Consider the following 16,591-nt stretch of genomic DNA (forward strand, 5'->3'; position numbering starts at 1 on the left):
CTCCGCCGGCGGGGACAACACCGTGCGGTTGTGGGATTCGGCCACCGGCGATCAGGTCGGGGAACCGCTCACCGGTCATACCGACAAGGTGTACTCGGTGGCGTTCAGTCCGGACGGTACCCGATTGGTCTCCGCCAGCCGGGACAAAACCGTGCGGTTGTGGGATTCGGCCACCGGCGATCAGATCGGGGAACCGCTCACCGGCCACGCCGACTGGGTGTACACAGTGGCGTTCAGTCCGGACGGTACCCGACTGGCCTCCTCAGGTGCCGATCAGACCGTGTGGTTGTGGGATGCGGTCACCGGGCAACCGGTCGGCAGCCCCCTCACCGGCCACATCAGCAGTGTGAACACTGTGGTGTTCAGTCCGGACGGTAACCGGCTGGCTTCCGCCAGCCGAGACGGCACGGTGCGCTTGTGGGATTCGGTCACCGGCGATCAGGTCGGCAAACCGCTCACCGGCCACACCAACGCGGTGTACGCGGTAGCGTTCAGCCCGGACAGCACCCGGCTGGCTTCCGCCGGCTTCGACAAAACGGTGCGGTTGTGGGATGCGGCCACCGGGCGACCAGTCGGGGAACCGCTCGGCGGCCATACCGCGTGGGTGAATGGCTTGGCGTTCAGCCCGGACGGCGCCCGACTGGCGTCCGCCAGCTACGACAAAACGGTGCGGGTATGGGATCCACTGGACGCGAACGCTGCGTGTGAGATTGCTACCCCCTACGTGACCCGAGCTCAACTACAGGAATACATGCCGCCAGACTGGGAACCGAAGTGCCGATACACGAAGTAGCAGAGTCTGCCGCGAACCGCGCAGGCTCGGCGGCTGACGCGAACGACACGCGGCCGGGTTGCCGCGGCGACGGCCGGAAATGCTCCGGTCGCGGCGGGCGATCAGTCACCGAAACGGTCGTATGCCTCGAACTCGCCGAAGTCGTCCTGTAACCAGCCCAGGTCGCGCCAGGTTCCCGAGCCGTCGAGTGGCCCTCGTAGATGATTTCCAGGTAGCTGCCGGGCTGGTCGTCGAGCCGTAGCCGGCGAGAACGTCGATCGTCGACCTCCAGCTGCCTGGGCCTCGATCCAGGTTCGATTCCCGGTATCGCCCACCCGAAGCCCCTCACCTGGAAGCCAGGTGAGGGGTTTGTCAGTGGTGGTAGGTCAGCCGCCCGCCCGGCGACGGAAGGTGCGCTTGCCGCCGGCTTGGGCGTGGGTGCCGTGCACCTTGGCGGAGCTCTGTGCCGCTCCAGCCATCGAGGCGTGCCCGTTCTTCCGTTCGAGTGCTTCCCGGAACTTGCGCTTGGTCGCCTCTTCCTGCGACTCGTCTGCTTCGCCACCGGTGTGTTCTGCGGTGGGTTCCTGTTTGTCGGCCATAGGTACAGCCTGCCACCTCCGAGCCGTCTTCGGCTCCACAGCCGAGCGGCTCCGTCCTAGGTCGAGCCGGCTACCCAGGAACCGCTGGTGGGCGGTCGGGGACGAGGTGGGTGGCGAGGGCGGTGCCGATGGCGATGGCGTTGTTGGTGGCGGGGGAGGTGGGGCCGTGGGTGGTGTAGACGATGATCGTCGTCTCTGTTCTGGTGTCGTGGAAGGCGACTCCGTTGTAGCCGCCGTAGGCGGGGTTCATATACAGCCAGTCGGCCAGGTGGACTACGCCGAAGGCGAAGTATCGCTCGGGGGTGAAGGGACCGAGGCCGGCGGTGGAGGGGCCCATCATCTGCTGGAACTGGTCGGGGGTGAGGCGTTCGCCTTTCGCGAGGGCACGGACCCAGCGGCCGAGATCGGCGACGGGGGCGTTCAGGTTGCCGCTGTGCAGGAACGCGGTGGGGTTCCAGAAGGTGGAGTCCTCGAAGACGTTTCGCTCGTTCGTATAGCCGTGTAGATACGGAGGGTCGATCGCGGGGTCGAGGACGACCTTGCTGTTGTGCATGCCCAAGGGCGTGAGGATGTGCTCGGTGATCAACTCGCCCAGGGTTTTACCGGTCGCGTTCTGCAGGACCTCGCCGAGGACGACGAGATCGCTGTGCGCGTAGGCGAAGTCGGTGCCCGGCTCGAACAGGGGTGGTCGCGCGTTGGCGCGCTCGAACAGCTGGGACGCGGTCCATTCGCGGATCGGGTTCTCGCCGAAGATCTTCAGGAATTCCGGTTCGGTCACGTAGTCGGCGATGCCGGAGGTGCTGTCGGCGAGCATGCGCGGGGTGATCTTGTCGGCCCGCGGGAACTCGGGCAGCCAGCGGGCGATGGGCTCGTCGATCTTCAGGACACCGTCGCCGTCGAGCCGCCACAGCACCGTGGACAGCATGGGCTCCATCGGCTGACCCACGCGCACTTTCATCTCGGGCGTCGCGGGGACGCCGAGCGGTGATCCGCCGAACGCGCCGAGCGCGATCCGGTCGTCGCCGCGCCAGACGCCGTAGACCGCGGAACTGACGCCGAGCTCGGTCACCTTGCCGCGCACTATGTCGGTGATCTGCGTGGCCTCCGGACTCTCCGGGGGCGAGGTCGAGGACCCGGTGTCGGACCCGCAGGCCGCAGAGCCGAGGACGAGCAGGAACGCGAGCACCGAACACGCTCTGCGGTGCCCCCGGTACCGGGGCGACACGCTCATGACGGCGATCCCTTCGTGGAAGAAAACTCACCCGAGCAGCGCAGTCGAATCTACGCCGCCCCCTTTCACCGGAACAGCCCATCGGTAGGATCCAGCCAGGCGGGGCGGGCCAGGAGGGATGTGGCTGTGATCGAGGTGTGGGGTGCGCATGTCGCCGTGCGCTATGCGGACCGACGGCTGGTGACGACACCATTGCGCGCCGACAACGAGGCGGCGCTCGACATCGCCGTGGCCGAGCTGTCCCGGATCGCACTCGCGACCACCGACGACGACAAGCTGGCCATGCTGCTGTTCTTCCGGTCCGCGCAGGTCAGCGTGCACGGGGCGCCGACCGATCGGCATCCGGTGCCGGTGTTCCTGGAGACCGGGGTGCGCGAGCAGGCGCAGGTTCTGGTCAGGGCGGTCGAACGCGACCTGATCAGCTTGCGTCGCGTGTTCCCGCCGCGCCCGAATCTCATTCCGCCGCGCCCGGTTCCCGGACCGAACGGCTCGCAGCGCCCCGATGTGACGGCCGCGGCGGCGCGGATGCGATACGCGGGCAACTCCGTGCGCGAGATCGAGATCCTGCACGGCTGTGCGCGACCGGACGAGTACGTGCTCGAGCTGGCCCAGGCGGGGCACGAGGGCGCACCCGGACTGGTCGCGATCACCACGCTGCGGCTGCTGTTCGTCTCGGCGTGGGCGGTCTACGAGTTTCCGGTCGCGGTGCTGACCGGCGCCGAGGTGCGCACAGCGCCGGGACAGGTGGTGACACTGCGGGTGTCGGGCGCGGGCGCCGAGCTGGACTTCCTCGACTGGGACCCGGTCGATTTCGGCCGGGTCGCCGAGGCGCTGCGGCTGGCCTGCGAGATCGAGCACGTCGACGGTTCGATCGCGCAGTCGCTGCCGTCCTCGGCCGACCTGTTCGGCGAATGGCAGCTGCTGGTGGAACGGCGCAAGCTGGGGATGGTCGCCGACGATCCGTTCCGGCGTCAGGCCGTCGGCATCATGCTGGCCATGCCGGGCTGAACACCGGCGCACCCTGATGCAGGGCCACCCGCCGCCACGGACTCGACGGGCGCAGGTGCAGCCCGGCGATCATCCGCCTGCGCTCGGCGATCTGGGTCCTGGCGGCCGACAGGTCCTGCGCGGCCGCCCAGAAGATCGCGCCGGTGAGGAAGCCGTCGCCGAACTGCCGCCAGTTGCGGTAGTGCTGCCGGGCCCGGTCCAGGCCGGTCAGCATGTGGTCCCACGCCTCGTCCTCGGTGAGGTACCCGGCGGTGCAGGCGGCGCGGGCGATGAAGACCAGCCGCGCCAGATCCCACGCGGTGGCATCGGTCTGCAGCGGTGTGGGGAGGCTGTCGGTGATGCCGAGTTTGATGGCCTGCAACCACGCGTCGTAGTCGCGGTCGATGCCGGCCGGGCCGCGATAACCACGGAAACCCGAGAGCGTGTGCAGGAATTCGCGATGCTCGTCGGCCAGTCCGGCCCGGTCGACCCGGCCTGTTTCGTTCGCCGCGGCGACGGCGAGCGGGTGGACGAGTTCGAACAGCGGCGCGTGCATGCCGGCGAGCAGCCTGCGGATGGTGTCGCGCGCGTCGTCGGCGTTGTCGACGCCCCACGATTCGTGCAGTCCCTCGATCGCGGTCTCGCGCCGGGTCGACGAGCTGTCCTCCTCTTCGGGGAGGAAGGCGACGCCGTCGCAGTGCGCACCCCAGCTGCGGCCGTAATAGGCGCCGACGGCGAGTGCCCTGATCCGGTCGTCGTCGATGGCCGCGCCGGACCAGACATCGGGTTCGTCGTCGATGTCGGGGCCGGGGAATCCCGCGATTCGCGGACGCTGCACAGATCCTGCCGGTTGCATCGAGCCCACCCCTCTGCCGAGCCGAAACGTTGTGCCGCCAGATCTTACGACCGGTCCCGTATCTTTGTGGCAGCGAGGTCTCCTCGGCACGAAACCTAGCTCGCCACGCGCGGCACCTACATGATGATGCCGACCCCGACCAGGCAGACCAGTGCGCCCCGACCCTACGATTCAGCGCCCGAACGCGCGCAGCTGGTAGACCCCGCGCGAGGTGGCGACTATGGTGCCCGCGGTGTCGGTGACCACCGCCTCGAGCACGAAATCGGCCTTCCCCCGGGCCGCGGCCTCGGTGCTGATCCGTTCGATCTCCTCCTCGCTCAGCGTGGTCTCCGCGCGCAGGTCGCTGCGGGCCATCGCCCGGAAGGAGATCTCGAACGACTTCACCAGCGGATAGAACGCGCTGGTATCGAAGCTGGCCGCGGTGATTGCGCCGCCGAGCACCTCGGCGACGGTGAACTGCACACCCGCGTAGATGGCGCCGAAATGGTTGCCGTTGCCCTCGCTCGGCACGGTGGTGGCCGCGAATCCGCGGCGCACGTCGAGCGCGCGCACCCCCATCTTCGCCGCCGCCGGAACCATGAGTTCGATGGCGCTGTTGACGGTGTCGACCAAGTCGTCTGCGGGCATGGGCCGCGTCCTTTCCCGAACGGGACTCCGCTGTCCCGGCTCAGCCCAGGGTATCGGCGGTAGCGCACCGCGGCAGGGCGTTCTGTCGGTGCCCGGGGCTACCGTCGAGGCGTGGCGGAATACCGGGAACGCGCATCGCGGCTCGACCGAGCCGTCGTCTGGGCGCGCACCGGGCCCCCGCCCGACGACCCGGTCACGGTGTTCCCCGACGGCTGCATGGATCTGATCTGGACCGAGGGCACGCTGATGGTGGCCGGTCCCGACAGTCGTGCCTTCCACGTGCCACCTGCCCGGGCGACGGAATTCGTCGGAATCCGGTTCGCGCCGGGGACCGCTCCGGCATTACTGGGGATTCCGGCGGTGGAACTGCTGAATCAGCGCGTCGCCCTGGCCGCGATCGTCGCCGATCACCGAGCCCGTGAACTGGTCGATCGCGTGGACAACGCGCCCGACCGCGTGGCAGCGATGGAATCGATCGCGTGGCAATTCGCAGCCGAATCCGGCCCCGCCGACCCGGCGCTCACCGCGATCGTCGACACCATCGCCGGGGGCGCGACGGTGTCGGACACGGCGGCGCTGGCCGGGATGTCGGCGCGGCTGCTGCACCGGCGCTCACTGTCCGCGTTCGGCTACGGACCCAAGATGTTGGCCCGGATTCTGCGTTTTCAGCGCGCGCTCGCGGCGGTGCGCGCCGGTGTCCCGGCGGCGGAAACGGCCGCCGTCACCGGGTTCGCCGACCAGGCCCATCTGTCCCGAGAGTTCCGTGACCTGGCCGGATGCTCGGTCCGCGCGCTACAGGCCTGCTGATCGACCCGTCGACGCCCGGAAAGTCTCATTCGGCAACGTCGTGACGGAGGGTTACGCTCAAAAGGCACGCCCCGTCGTATGTGCCAGGCAAGTCCGAACCACCGACGAGAGGATGTGACCTGATGATCGACGAATCCGTGTATTCCACGCTTCGTATCGAGGCCGAGCGAGATGAGGTCCGTCGACTTGTCGTCGGCGCCGTCGTCGTCCGCCACCAGAGGGTTCTCATCCTGCGCCGCCGACGATCGGACTATCTGAGTGGTCGCTGGGAATTGCCGAGCGGTGTGGTCGAGCCGGGCGAGGCGCTCGACGACGCGGTGACCCGCGAGGTCGCGGAGGAAACCGGCCTGGAGGTCACCGGAATCAGCGACTACCTGGGCGAGTTCGACTATCTGTCCGGCGGCGGCGCCCGCACCAGGCAGTTCACCTTCGTCGTCGAGGTCTCCGCGACCGGACCGGTGACGCTGACCGAACACGACACGCACCTGTGGACCAGGCTGACCGGCGAACCACCGGTCAGCGACGAGGTGCGCGAGATCCTGGGCCGCTATCAGCAGCGTCAGCGCGATCCGCGCGGCTGGTCGGCCTATTCGCTGGGCAACGGCGCGTAGAGGTCGATGCCCTGGCCGTCGGGGTCGGCGAGCGTGGCGTAGCGCTGGCCCCAGACGGCGTCCCACGGCGCGAGTTCACCGTGGTAGCCGGCGTCGACGAGCTCGCCCCAGAGCTTGTCGACCTCGGCCGGATCGGCGCAGCGGAACGCGATGCCGCTGCGGCCGGGGCCGGTCGGCGGCTGCCAGCCGGGGACGAACGAGGCGATCACCTGTTCGGTGTCCAGCGCCAGGCGCAGGCCACCGCCGAGTGGCGCCTCGGTGTGGCCCTCGGTTTCCGCACCGTCGGGGAACGCCAGCCCCAGCTTGCGGTAGAAGGCCACCGAGGCGGCCATATCGGAGACGACGATCGAGACGACATCGAGCTGTGGAGTCATATCCGCAGCGTAGACACGGGCGTGTGGTGTCGTCTTGAACGAATCGGACCTCGGCGCGACAGATCTCAGCGCGCGGGCACGGGCACCAGTTCGGCGATGAGGTTGCCGATCAGGATCTGCAGACGATCACGAATGCTGCGGACCACCTCGATCGGCTGCCCGGCGGGATCGGCGAGAACCCAGTCGCGATAACTGATTCCGGGGAAATACGGGCACACCTCGCCGCAGCCCATGGTGACCACCACGTCGGACACGCCGACGGCATCGTCGGTGAGCGGCTTGGGCCGTTCACCGGCGATGTCGATGCCGATCTCGGCCATCGCTGCGACCGCGGCGGGGTTCAGCTCGGCGGCCGGCTCGCTGCCCGCCGTCCGCACCTCTATCCGGCCACCGGCCATCGCCCGTAGGAAACCCGCTGCCATCTGTGACCTGCCCGCATTGTGGACGCAGACGAACAGCACGCTGGGAGTGTGGGCCATGGTCGCCCTTTCGGTGCAGGGGCGAAGTGCTTGTGGCGCTTCGGATATCGCCGACCATCATTCCATCCGGACAGGTGGGTGTGGGCGCGACCGGCGACACCGTCGTCCGGCGGACGTCCGCATCGCCCGCCGTCAGTCCAGCGGCCCGAGCACCCGGTTCACGTAATCGTTGGCGAACACGCCGGTGGGGTCGAAGCGGCGGCGCACCGCGGCGAAGCGGTCCCATTCGGGGTAGCGCGTGCGCAGCGTCTCCGCGGTCTGGAAGTGCCGCTTACCCCAGTGCGGCCTGCCCTGATACCGGTCGAACACCGCTTCGCAGGCGCGGAAATACGGCTCCCACACCATGCCCTCGTACTGGTGCACTGCGATGTAGCAGGTGTCGCGCCCGCCCGCCGGGGACAGGAACGCGTCGTCGGGGGCCACCCAGCGCACCTCGATCGGCATCGGGGTGTCGAATCTCTTGGTCAGATCCAGGATTTCGGTGATCGCGGCGCGGGCGTGTTCGCGCGGGATCGCGTACTCCATCTCGGTGAACTTGACCAGGCGCGGACTGGCGAAGACCCGGTAGGACCGGTCGATCTTGCGGTTGTTGCTGCCCGCCTGGGTCGCGACGCGGTGGATCGCGGGCACGGCGGCGGGAATCCGCCTGCCCACCTTGCACATTCCGTCGAAGAGGTGGTTCGAGAGCAGGACGTCGTTGAGCCACGCGCTCGCCCGGCCGCGCGGCTGCTCGGGCGCGGTGGTGCGGTTGCTCGACTTGGTCATCGCCACCTCGCTGTGCGCGAAGGCGAAGAACTCGAAATGGTCGCTGCCGTCGGCGAGTTCGTCGAGGGTGTCGAGCACGTCGGCGATCGGGACCGGCCGCTCGACGAGGTCGAGCACGAACGAGGGCTCGAGTTGCAGGGTCGCCGCGGTGACGATGCCGAGCGCGCCGATGCTGACCCGCGCCGCCCGCCAGCCGTCGGGGTCGGTCTCCTCGTTGAGCTCGACCCTGGTGCCGTCGGCGCGCATGACCTCCACCGAATGCAGCGCCGCGGAGATATTGCGCAGCTTGGCACCGGTGCCGTGGGTACCGGTGGCGGTCGCGCCCGCGATGGTCTGGGTGTCGATATCGCCCAGGTTGGGGAAGGCGAGGCCGTGCGAGTGCAGCAGCGGGCTCGCCGCGTGCAGGGTCATTCCGGCTTCGACCCGGACGCGGCCGGTCGCGGTGTCGACCTCGAGCACGCGGTCCAGGCCGCCCAGATCGATCAGGGTGCCGTCGGTGAGCACGGCGTCGGTGAACGAATGGCCCGATCCCGCGACGCGCACGGTCCGGCCCGCGGCGGCGGACTCGGCGACGATCTCGGCCAGTTCTTCGACGTCGCGCGGTGCGGCGACGACGGCGGGTGTGCAGCGCTGCTCGCCTGCCCAGTTCACCCAGGTGCTCTTGGTCATGTGTCCAACAGTAGAGGATGGACTGTGACGCGCGCTACTGCACGGGGGTGGAAGTACTGCTCAGCGGCGCCGGCCGAGGCAGGCCGCCGCCTTGGCGCGCTCCACCTCGTCGTCGGTCAGTGGGGCGACGAGCAGCGGCCTGCGCGGGACGGCGTCGGTGCGGACGCCGTTGAGGGTGATGGCCATATACCGTTGCCAGACTTCGGGATTCACCGGTCCGGCGAACTCGGCGAAGGCGTTCACCATGTGGATCAGCGCGAAGAAATCGGTGGTCGTGACATCGGGGTGCACGGCCCCCGCATTGCGCGCGCGGTCGATGATCGCCGTCACCGAGGGGCGGATCCGGTCACGCAGTTCGGCGAAGCGGGCCGGATCCTCCTCGAGCTCGAGCATCACCTCGCCGAAGCCGCGGTTGGTCGCCAGGTGCCTGCACGCGTCCTCGAAGAACTCCACCAGGCCCAGCCAGGGGTCGGGGTTGTTCATCGCCGCGTCGGCCGCGTCGGCGAAGTCGACCATGTGCTGGTCGAAGACCTCGGCGATGAGCTCCTTCTTGTTCGCGAAGCGACGGTAGACGGTGCCGACGCCGACGCCCGCGCGCTCGGCGACGTCGTCGAGGGTGATCTCCAGGCCGTGATCGGCGAACAGTTCACGAGCGGCCGCGACGATGCGCGCCTGGTTGCGCGCGGCATCGGCACGCAGGCGGCGGGGTGGTGCGGCAGTCGTCGTGGCGTGATTCACAGCTACATCCTACCAATCGATGGATTAAGTGGAGGTGGTTTCTCCGTTACTCTGGTAGCTTCGAATGAAGCGGAGGCGGTATCTCCGATTATGCCACTTACATCGAACCCAGCCGACTTACAAGGGGAGTTATGACCACCACACTCGACACCGGGACGAAGCGTCCCGCGGCCGCGGATACCGGCCGCCGCGGGTCGCACGCCCTGCGCTGGTGGGTGCTTGCCGTGCTCGGCATCGCCCAGCTGATGGTCGTGCTGGACGCGACGATCGTGAACATCGCCCTGCCCGCGGCCCAGGCCGACCTCGGCTTCGGCGACGCCGACCGGCAGTGGGTCATCACCGGCTACGCCCTCGCCTTCGGCAGCTTGCTGCTGCTCGGCGGCAGGCTCAGCGACCTGTTCGGTCGCCGCAACACCTTCATCATCGGCCTGATCGGCTTCGCGGTGGCCTCCGCGATCGGCGGCGCGGCCACCAGTTTCGAGATGCTCGTCGCCGCCCGCGTCGGCCAAGGCGTCTTCGGCGCGCTGCTCGCGCCCGCCGCGCTCTCGCTGCTGACGGTCACCTTCACCGAACCCGGTGAACGGGCCAAGGCCTTCGGCATCTTCGGCGCCGTCGCCGGTGCCGGTGGCGCGATCGGCCTGCTGCTCGGTGGCGCGCTCACCGAATGGGCGTCGTGGCGCTGGGCGATGTACGTCAACCTGATCTTCGCCGCCGTCGCGCTGGTCGGCGCCGTGCTGCTGCTGGCCAAGCACGTCTCGAACGCGCGGCCCAAGCTGGACTGGCCGGGCACGATCACCGTCACCGCGGCGCTGTTCGGCATCGTCTACGGCTTCTCGCAGGCCGAGACCGAAGGCTGGACCGCGCCCTCCACGCTGGCCTTCCTGCTCGGCGGCGCGGTGCTGCTCGCGGCGTTCGTGTGGCTGGAGACCCGGGTGGCGCACCCGCTGCTGCCGCTGCGCATCGTCGCCGACCGCACCCGCGGCGCGGCCTACCTGACCGTGTTCATCATGGGCATCGGGATGTTCGCGATCTTCCTGTTCCTCACCTACTACATGCAGCTGACCCTGCAGTACTCGCCGATCATGACCGGTGTCGCGTTCCTGCCGATGGTCGCGGGCATGGTGGCCTCCTCGACCACCGCGCCCTCGCTGCTGCTGCCCAGGGTCGGACCCAAGGTCGTCATCAGCGGCGGCTTCCTCGTCGCCGCGGCGGGCATGCTCTGGCTGACGCAGATCGGCCTGGACACCGGCTACGCCACCCACATCCTGCCCGCGCTGGTTCTGCTCGGCCTCGGTCTCGGTGGCGCGATGTCGGTCGCCTTCCAGGGGTCGACCGCCGGTGTGGACCACGAGGATGCCGGTGTCGCCTCGGCGATGGTCAACACCAGCCAGCAGGTCGGCGGCTCCATCGGCACCGCGCTGCTGAGCACGATCGCGGCGTCGGCGATGACCGACTACGTGTCCGCGCATCAGCCCGGCCCGCTGACCATGGCGCAGGCCGCGATCGAGAGCTACACCACCAGCTTCTGGTGGGCGACAGCGACATTCGTGCTCGGCGCGATCGTGATCGGTGTGCTCATGCCGAACACGGTGCCCGCTCCGGCCGAAGGCGAGCCGGTGCTGGCGCACTGACTCGCTGATCCGCACGACGATGGCCCGGACCGACAATCGGTCCGGGCCATCGGTGTTGATCGGCGTCTCGATACCATGAGCAACGACCACCGTCGGATCAGCAGGGGAGGGCAGCGCCATGACATCGCGGCCCCCGGCGCTCGATCCCGCCGTCCTCGCGGCGATCTCGGTGGGCGGCGGCCTCGGCGCGAGCGCCCGATTCGCCGCCGGACACTGGTGGCCGGTACATCCGGGGGAGTTCCCGTGGTCGACGCTGGCGGTCAATGTGTCCGGCTGCTTCGCGATCGGGGTGCTGATGGTGGCGGTCACCGAACTGTGGGCGGCGCCGAAACTGGTGCGCCCGTTCCTGGGAGTCGGTGTGCTGGGCGGGTTCACGACTTTCTCCACCTTCGCCGTCGAGCTTCGTAGACTGATCGACACCGGTGCGGTGGGCACGGCGGTGGCCTATCTCGGCCTGTCGGTGCTCGCCGGACTGGGTGCCGTGGCCGTGGCCGTGATCGCGACCCGGTGGGTGGCAGGCGCCGGACGGCGGACCACGTGAATCCGAGGACGGAAGGGTGCCATCCGATGGTCGAGATGTGGGCTACCGCGCGCGGAGGCCGGGGATGACGGCGGTGCTCGTGCTGGCGGGCGGAATGCTCGGCGCCCCCGCTCGCTACCTGGTCGATCGGGCGGTGTCCGCGCGCTTCCCGGCGGGGCTGCCATGGGGGACGCTAACCGTTAATATTGTCGGTTCGGCGTTGCTCGGTGGTCTGATCGGCGCGAGTGCGGGCAGTGCGCTGCTGGCGTTCGCGGCAACCGGCTTCTGTGGTGCGCTGACCACGTTCAGCACGTTCGGTTACGAGACGGTCCGTCTGGTGACCGAGGGCGCCTACGTGTACGCCGTGGGCAACGTCGTGATCAGCGTCGCGGCGAGCCTGGCCGCGGTGTACGCCGCCGCGTCCCTTACCCAGTGGTTGTGCGCATGATCCTCATGACCAGCCGCGCGCAGCCGACACGGAAGGGAACACCCACCATGGCCCACGATCGCGCCGGACGGCCCGCCCGCCCGACCGACCTGGTGGACATCGCCCACCTGGTCACCGCGTACTACAGCCGCGTGCCCGATCCGGCCGAACCGAGTCAGCAGGTCGTGTTCGGCACCTCCGGCCACCGTGGCTCCAGCGAGGATTGCGCGTTCAACGAGGCGCACATCATGGCGATCACCCAGGCGATCGTCGAATACCGCGCCACCCGTGGCATCACCGGCCCGGTCTATCTGGCCCGCGACACCCACGCCCTGTCCGAGCCCGCGTGGACCACCGCGCTCGAGGTGCTCGCGGGCAACGACGTCACCGCCGTGGTCGACGCCCGCGACCGCTACACCCCGACCCCCGCGCTGAGTCACGCTGTGCTGCGCCACAATCGGGGCGGCACCAAGCATCAGGCCGACGGCATCGTGGTCACCCCGTCGCACAACCCGCCGCGCGACGGCGGCTTCAAATACAACCCCCCGCACGGCGGCCCGGCCGACACCAAGGCCACCGACGCCATCGCCGCCCGCGCCAACGAGCTGCTGCGCGGCGGCCTAGCCGCGGTGAAGCGGGTGTCGCTGACGCAGGCGCTGAGCACCCACGTCGAGCGCTACGACTACCTCGACCACTACGTCGCCGACCTGCCGAACGCGTTGAACCTGGACGCGATTCGCGGCGCGGGTATCCGGATGGGCGCCGACCCGATGGGCGGCGCGAGCGTGGACTACTGGGAGGAGATCGGCCAGCGTTTCGATCTCGAACTGGAAGTGGTCAACCCGTTCGTCGACCCGACCTGGCGCTTCATGACCCTCGACAGCGACGGCCAGATCCGGATGGACCCGTCCTCCCGGCACGCCATGGCGGCCCTGGTCGGCATCAAGGACGACTACGACATCTCCACCGGCAACGACGCCGACGCCGACCGGCACGGCATCGTCACTCCCGACGGTGGCCTGATGAACCCCAACCACTTCCTGGCCGTCGCGATCGAATACCTGGTCGCGAACCGGATGTGGTGGGACGCGCTGACCAAGATCGGCAAGACCGTGGTCAGCTCGTCGATGATCGACCGGGTCGTCAATGTGCTCGGCCGCGACGTCTACGAGGTGCCCGTCGGGTTCAAGTGGTTCGTGCCCGGATTGTTCAGCGGCAGCCTGGCATTCGGTGGCGAGGAGAGCGCGGGCGCGTCTTTCCTGCGGATGGACGGCACCGTGTGGACCACCGACAAGGACGGCATCCTGCTGGCGCTGCTCGCCGCCGAGATCGCCGCCGTTACCGGCCAGACCCCGTCCGCCCGCTACGGCGAGCTGGAACGCCAGTACGGCAGCCCCGCCTACGCGCGCATCGACGCGGCGGCCACCAGCGCGCAGAAGGCCAAGCTCGCGGCGCTGACTCCCGACGCCGTTACCGGCACCGAGATCGCGGGCGAGGAGATCACCGGCATCCTCACCACCGCGCGCGGCAACGGCGCACCGCTGGGCGGTCTGAAGGTGACCACCGAGAACGCCTGGTTCGCCGCCCGGCCGTCCGGCACCGAGGACAAATACAAGATCTACGCCGAATCGTTCCTCGGCTCCGAGCATCTGACCCAGGTGCAGGCCGCCGCCGAGGAGATGGTGAACCAGGCGCTGAGCGAGTGAGCGCTCCGGCGAAGGTTCGGCTACCGGCCGAGATCTGGGTACTGATCGCGGCGGCCTTCGTCATCGCACTCGGTTTCGGCCTGGTCGCGCCGGTCCTGCCGCAGTACGCGCGCGAATTCGGCGTCGGGATCGCGGCGGCCTCGGCGATCGTCAGCGCGTTCGCCCTGATGCGGTTGCTGTTCGCGCCCGCCAGTGGGCGGCTCGTGCAGAAGCTGGGCGAGCGGCGGGTGTATCTGGCCGGCATCCTGATCGTCGCGTTGTCGACCGGTGCGTGCGCGCTGGCCCAGACGTATTGGCAACTGCTGGTGCTGCGTTCGCTCGGCGGCGTCGGGTCGACGATGTTCACGGTGTCGTCGATGGCGCTGATCATCCGGGTGTCCCCGCCCGCCGCGCGCGGACGGGTCTCGGGGATCTACTCGACCAGCTTCCTGATCGGCTCGCTGCTCGGTCCGCTGGTCGGCGGCGGCCTGGCCGGTCTCGGGCTGCGCGCGCCGTTCCTCATCTACGCGGCCGCGCTGCTGATCGTGTGCGGCATCGTCTTCGTCGGGCTGCGCGAATCGCCGGTGCTGGCGGTCGAGGAGGGCACGGCCGCACCGGAATTCACCTTCCGCCACGCCTGGTCCGAACCTGCCTATCGCGCGGTCCTGCTGTCGAGTTTCGCCGGCGGCGCCGCGGTGTTCGGTGTGCGAATGGCGTTCGTTCCGCTGCTGGTCGTGGAGATTCTCGAGCAGGAATCGGGCATGGCCGGTGTGGCGCTGACCGTGTTCGCCGCGGGTAATGCCGCCGTGCTGTTCGTGTCGGGGCGGTTGTCGGACCGGTTCGGCCGTAAACCGTTCCTGATCGCGGGGTCGGCGATCTGCGCGGTCGGCACCGGTGTGCTCGGGTTCGCGCCCTCGCTGCCCTGGTTCCTGGCAGCCTCCTTCGTCGCCGGGGTTGGGTCGGGGATGTTCAGCCCGGCGCAGCAGGCGGCGCTGGCCGATGTGATCGGCGCCCGTGCGCGCGGCGGACCGGTGCTGGCGGCGTTCCAGATGGCGGCGGATCTGGGCACCGTGCTCGGACCGATCGGGATCGGCTGGGTGGCCGAGCGCACCTCGTTCGGGGTTGGCATGGCGGTCACCGGTGGCGTGCTCGCGGTGTCGGCGGCGGTGTGGCTGGTGACGCCGGAACCGTCCCGGATCAAACATCCCGAGGACCCGGAGCACCCCGATCACGCCGGTGACGGCATCGACCCGCAGTGCACCTGCGACGGCTGCCCCGACGGGGTCCCTGTGGTGCGCACCGGCATGGTGTCATCGCTGCGGCCGGTCGACTCCGACCAGACGAAACGATAGATCCGCAGGTCAGCGAGATATTTATCGGCCCCGTCGGCGAGCCGCCGGTGACTCGAGGCAAAGTGGACGGGTGAGCAGCGCCGGTTCCCAGCACAATCCCCGCCCCGTGTCGAGCAACACCACCTATGCCTTGGCCGCGGTGGCCCTCGTCGTCATCGGGCTCCTCGTGTTCGCCGCGTTCAAGGGGAACAAGACGGCGCCCACCGAGGTACGCAACGACGGCTACGGCGCCGTGCGCGAGCCCGCCGTGCAGGTCGCGATCCAGCCCGCGGGCGTCATCCGCCTCGGCCGCCCCGACGCACCGAAGACCGTCGACATCTTCGAGGACCCGATCTGCCCCGCCTGCGGCGTGCTGGAAACGACATTCGGCCAGGAACTCGCCCAGAAGATCGACGAGGGCAAGCTGGCGGTGAACTACCACTTCGTGGCGTTCCTCGACCCCCAGTCCAAGAGCAAGGACTACTCCACCCGCGCGATCGCCGCGAATCTCTGTGTCGTCCAAACCGGTTCGGGCCCCACCTACAGCAAATTCCACGAGGCCCTGTTCACCACCAAGCAGCCCGACGAGGGCGGCGCCGACCTGAGCAACCCCGCCCTGGCCACCCTCGCCATCGAATCCGGCGCCCCCGAATCCGTCGGTCCGTGCATCACCAACGGCACCCAGCTCGACGCCGCCCGCACCGCCGCGAAGCAGAACCTCGACGACCTCGACGCCCGCACCGGCAACAAGGCCGCCACCCCCGCCGTCTACGACGGCACCACCAAGATCGACTGGACCGACGAGAACTGGGTCGTGAACCTCGCCCCCTGACCACCCCCACGTGAGGTTCGGCACATTCTACTCCGCCCCCACCCACCCCGCCTTCCACGCACGCCCCACCAACCCCGCCCAGAACTCCACTTTTCTGCCTTCTACCAGCCGATTTGTTGTCCCCGAGAGGCATGGTGTAACTTCATTCAGGCAGCAGCGAGAGCCGCTGAAACAACAAAACACGGGGCTATGGCGCAGCTGGTAGCGCACCACACTGGCAGTGTGGGGGTCAGGGGTTCGAGTCCCCTTAGCTCCACAGAAATAGCAGGTCAGGCCCGGTCTCAGACCGGGCCTGACCTGTTTTTCTATGTCCAGCCCCCCCGTTTACCCCCCCGTTCTGGTGCTAGGTTCTGTTCGCGGTACCGCCTATTGCGGTTGTGGTGCTTCTGCCGGGTGATGCCGAGGATCCGGCAGCATCTGTCCACGGGCGCCCCGGCGTCGACGAGTCGGTCAATCACCGGGGGCGAGTGCGGGTGTTGCTGCATGTCCTGCATCGAGCGTCCGACGAGTACGTGTGTGGTGCCTGCCTGACCGAGGAAGTGGCCGAACACGGTGTGAGATCAGCCCTGGACCATCTACCTGACGATGTATGCCTCGAGACGATGGGCTGCTGGCAGGAAGTGGTCGATGGGTGGGCATGACGAGCAGGT

General features: G+C 68.8%; 18 protein-coding genes and 1 tRNA gene. 11 read left to right on the forward strand and 8 right to left on the reverse strand.

Going from position 1 to position 16,591, the window contains the following annotated elements:
* On the forward strand, nt 1-793 hold a 793-nt coding region (locus tag ACFVAV_RS35030), incomplete at its 5' end, for a WD40 repeat domain-containing protein (RefSeq protein WP_379039979.1).
* A 365-nt stretch (nt 794-1,158) separates the two neighbouring features.
* Here ACFVAV_RS35030 and ACFVAV_RS35035 read toward each other — a convergent pair.
* Nucleotides 1,159-1,371 carry a DUF5302 domain-containing protein gene (locus ACFVAV_RS35035; protein WP_379039980.1) on the reverse strand — a complete coding sequence of 71 codons (213 nt, stop codon included), beginning with the start codon at nt 1,369-1,371 and terminating at the stop codon, nt 1,159-1,161.
* Nucleotides 1,372-1,441: 70 nt separating this feature from the next.
* The gene (locus ACFVAV_RS35040; protein WP_379039981.1) at nt 1,442-2,602 is read right to left on the reverse strand and encodes a serine hydrolase domain-containing protein; all 1,161 of its coding nucleotides are present in this window, start codon (nt 2,600-2,602) and stop codon (nt 1,442-1,444) included.
* A gap of 120 nt (nt 2,603-2,722) precedes the next feature.
* Here ACFVAV_RS35040 and ACFVAV_RS35045 point away from each other — a divergent pair, with 120 nt between their 5' ends.
* On the forward strand, nt 2,723-3,610 hold the full coding sequence (locus tag ACFVAV_RS35045) for a hypothetical protein (RefSeq protein WP_379039982.1): 888 nt from the start codon (nt 2,723-2,725) through the stop codon (nt 3,608-3,610).
* Here ACFVAV_RS35045 and ACFVAV_RS35050 read toward each other — a convergent pair.
* Entirely contained in the window at nt 3,588-4,427 is an 840-nt protein-coding gene (locus ACFVAV_RS35050) for a DUF1266 domain-containing protein (protein WP_379039983.1), read from the reverse strand. The two genes, ACFVAV_RS35045 and ACFVAV_RS35050, sit on opposite strands and share 23 nt — an antisense overlap.
* Before the next feature lie 189 nt (nt 4,428-4,616).
* Nucleotides 4,617-5,072: a DUF4442 domain-containing protein gene (locus tag ACFVAV_RS35055; protein ID WP_379039984.1), complete on the reverse strand. Its 456-nt coding sequence runs from the start codon at nt 5,070-5,072 to the stop codon at nt 4,617-4,619.
* 111 nt (nt 5,073-5,183) lie between these two features.
* Here ACFVAV_RS35055 and ACFVAV_RS35060 point away from each other — a divergent pair, with 111 nt between their 5' ends.
* Both ACFVAV_RS35060 and ACFVAV_RS35065 read left to right on the forward strand, forming a co-directional pair.
* Nucleotides 5,184-5,879: a DUF6597 domain-containing transcriptional factor gene (locus ACFVAV_RS35060; protein ID WP_379039985.1), complete on the forward strand. Its 696-nt coding sequence runs from the start codon at nt 5,184-5,186 to the stop codon at nt 5,877-5,879.
* Nucleotides 5,880-6,001: 122 nt separating this feature from the next.
* Nucleotides 6,002-6,490 carry an NUDIX hydrolase gene (locus ACFVAV_RS35065; protein ID WP_379039987.1) on the forward strand — a complete coding sequence of 163 codons (489 nt, stop codon included), beginning with the start codon at nt 6,002-6,004 and terminating at the stop codon, nt 6,488-6,490.
* Here ACFVAV_RS35065 and ACFVAV_RS35070 read toward each other — a convergent pair.
* From ACFVAV_RS35070 to ACFVAV_RS35085, 4 genes are all read right to left on the reverse strand, one after another.
* Entirely contained in the window at nt 6,466-6,864 is a 399-nt protein-coding gene (locus tag ACFVAV_RS35070) for a VOC family protein (RefSeq protein ID WP_379039988.1), read from the reverse strand. The two genes, ACFVAV_RS35065 and ACFVAV_RS35070, sit on opposite strands and share 25 nt — an antisense overlap.
* Nucleotides 6,865-6,929: 65 nt before the next feature.
* Nucleotides 6,930-7,343 (reverse strand): arsenate reductase ArsC, encoded by a 414-nt coding sequence (locus tag ACFVAV_RS35075; RefSeq protein ID WP_379039989.1) that lies wholly within the window; start codon nt 7,341-7,343, stop codon nt 6,930-6,932.
* A 132-nt stretch (nt 7,344-7,475) separates the two neighbouring features.
* Nucleotides 7,476-8,777, reverse strand: a complete 1,302-nt coding sequence (locus ACFVAV_RS35080) for a D-arabinono-1,4-lactone oxidase (RefSeq protein ID WP_379039990.1) — start codon at nt 8,775-8,777, stop codon at nt 7,476-7,478.
* A gap of 60 nt (nt 8,778-8,837) precedes the next feature.
* Nucleotides 8,838-9,515, reverse strand: coding sequence for a TetR/AcrR family transcriptional regulator (locus ACFVAV_RS35085; protein WP_379039991.1), 678 nt, complete (start codon nt 9,513-9,515; stop codon nt 8,838-8,840).
* Between the two features lie 131 nt (nt 9,516-9,646).
* On the opposite strand from ACFVAV_RS35085, the gene ACFVAV_RS35090 reads away from it, so the two are divergent.
* The 7 genes from ACFVAV_RS35090 to ACFVAV_RS35120 all read left to right on the forward strand — a co-directional run bounded on the left by ACFVAV_RS35090 (nt 9,647) and on the right by ACFVAV_RS35120 (nt 16,197).
* The gene (locus tag ACFVAV_RS35090) at nt 9,647-11,146 is read left to right on the forward strand and encodes an MFS transporter (RefSeq protein ID WP_379039992.1); all 1,500 of its coding nucleotides are present in this window, start codon (nt 9,647-9,649) and stop codon (nt 11,144-11,146) included.
* A gap of 118 nt (nt 11,147-11,264) precedes the next feature.
* Nucleotides 11,265-11,687 (forward strand): fluoride efflux transporter CrcB, encoded by a 423-nt coding sequence (gene crcB / locus ACFVAV_RS35095; protein ID WP_379039993.1) that lies wholly within the window; start codon nt 11,265-11,267, stop codon nt 11,685-11,687.
* Nucleotides 11,688-11,751: 64 nt separating this feature from the next.
* Complete coding sequence (crcB, locus tag ACFVAV_RS35100; protein WP_189027538.1) at nt 11,752-12,114, forward strand: fluoride efflux transporter CrcB; 363 nt, start codon at nt 11,752-11,754, stop codon at nt 12,112-12,114.
* A gap of 47 nt (nt 12,115-12,161) precedes the next feature.
* Nucleotides 12,162-13,799, forward strand: coding sequence for a phosphoglucomutase (alpha-D-glucose-1,6-bisphosphate-dependent) (gene pgm / locus ACFVAV_RS35105; protein WP_379039995.1), 1,638 nt, complete (start codon nt 12,162-12,164; stop codon nt 13,797-13,799).
* Nucleotides 13,796-15,130 (forward strand): MFS transporter, encoded by a 1,335-nt coding sequence (locus ACFVAV_RS35110; RefSeq protein ID WP_379039997.1) that lies wholly within the window; start codon nt 13,796-13,798, stop codon nt 15,128-15,130. The genes pgm and ACFVAV_RS35110 overlap by 4 nt, the downstream gene beginning before the upstream one ends.
* Before the next feature lie 70 nt (nt 15,131-15,200).
* Complete coding sequence (locus ACFVAV_RS35115) at nt 15,201-15,941, forward strand: DsbA family protein (RefSeq protein WP_379039998.1); 741 nt, start codon at nt 15,201-15,203, stop codon at nt 15,939-15,941.
* Between the two features lie 183 nt (nt 15,942-16,124).
* Nucleotides 16,125-16,197 (forward strand) — tRNA-Ala (locus ACFVAV_RS35120).
* Nucleotides 16,198-16,591 lie beyond the last annotated feature (394 nt).

It is taken from the genome of Nocardia sp. NPDC057663, from assembly GCF_042799895.1.
Lineage (GTDB): Bacteria > Actinomycetota > Actinomycetes > Mycobacteriales > Mycobacteriaceae > Nocardia.

Excerpts from the sequence above, each read along its gene's own strand:
- ACFVAV_RS35035 (WP_379039980.1), bottom strand. The coding sequence starts at position 1,371 with ATGGCCGACAAACAGGAACCCACCGCAGAACACACCGGTGGCGAAGCA.
- ACFVAV_RS35040 (WP_379039981.1), bottom strand. The coding sequence starts at position 2,602 with ATGAGCGTGTCGCCCCGGTACCGGGGGCACCGCAGAGCGTGTTCGGTG.
- ACFVAV_RS35055 (WP_379039984.1), bottom strand. The coding sequence starts at position 5,072 with ATGCCCGCAGACGACTTGGTCGACACCGTCAACAGCGCCATCGAACTC.
- ACFVAV_RS35065 (WP_379039987.1), top strand. The coding sequence starts at position 6,002 with ATGATCGACGAATCCGTGTATTCCACGCTTCGTATCGAGGCCGAGCGA.
- ACFVAV_RS35070 (WP_379039988.1), bottom strand. The coding sequence starts at position 6,864 with ATGACTCCACAGCTCGATGTCGTCTCGATCGTCGTCTCCGATATGGCC.
- ACFVAV_RS35075 (WP_379039989.1), bottom strand. The coding sequence starts at position 7,343 with ATGGCCCACACTCCCAGCGTGCTGTTCGTCTGCGTCCACAATGCGGGC.
- ACFVAV_RS35080 (WP_379039990.1), bottom strand. The coding sequence starts at position 8,777 with ATGACCAAGAGCACCTGGGTGAACTGGGCAGGCGAGCAGCGCTGCACA.
- ACFVAV_RS35090 (WP_379039992.1), top strand. The coding sequence starts at position 9,647 with ATGACCACCACACTCGACACCGGGACGAAGCGTCCCGCGGCCGCGGAT.
- crcB (WP_379039993.1), top strand. The coding sequence starts at position 11,265 with ATGACATCGCGGCCCCCGGCGCTCGATCCCGCCGTCCTCGCGGCGATC.
- crcB (WP_189027538.1), top strand. The coding sequence starts at position 11,752 with ATGACGGCGGTGCTCGTGCTGGCGGGCGGAATGCTCGGCGCCCCCGCT.
- pgm (WP_379039995.1), top strand. The coding sequence starts at position 12,162 with ATGGCCCACGATCGCGCCGGACGGCCCGCCCGCCCGACCGACCTGGTG.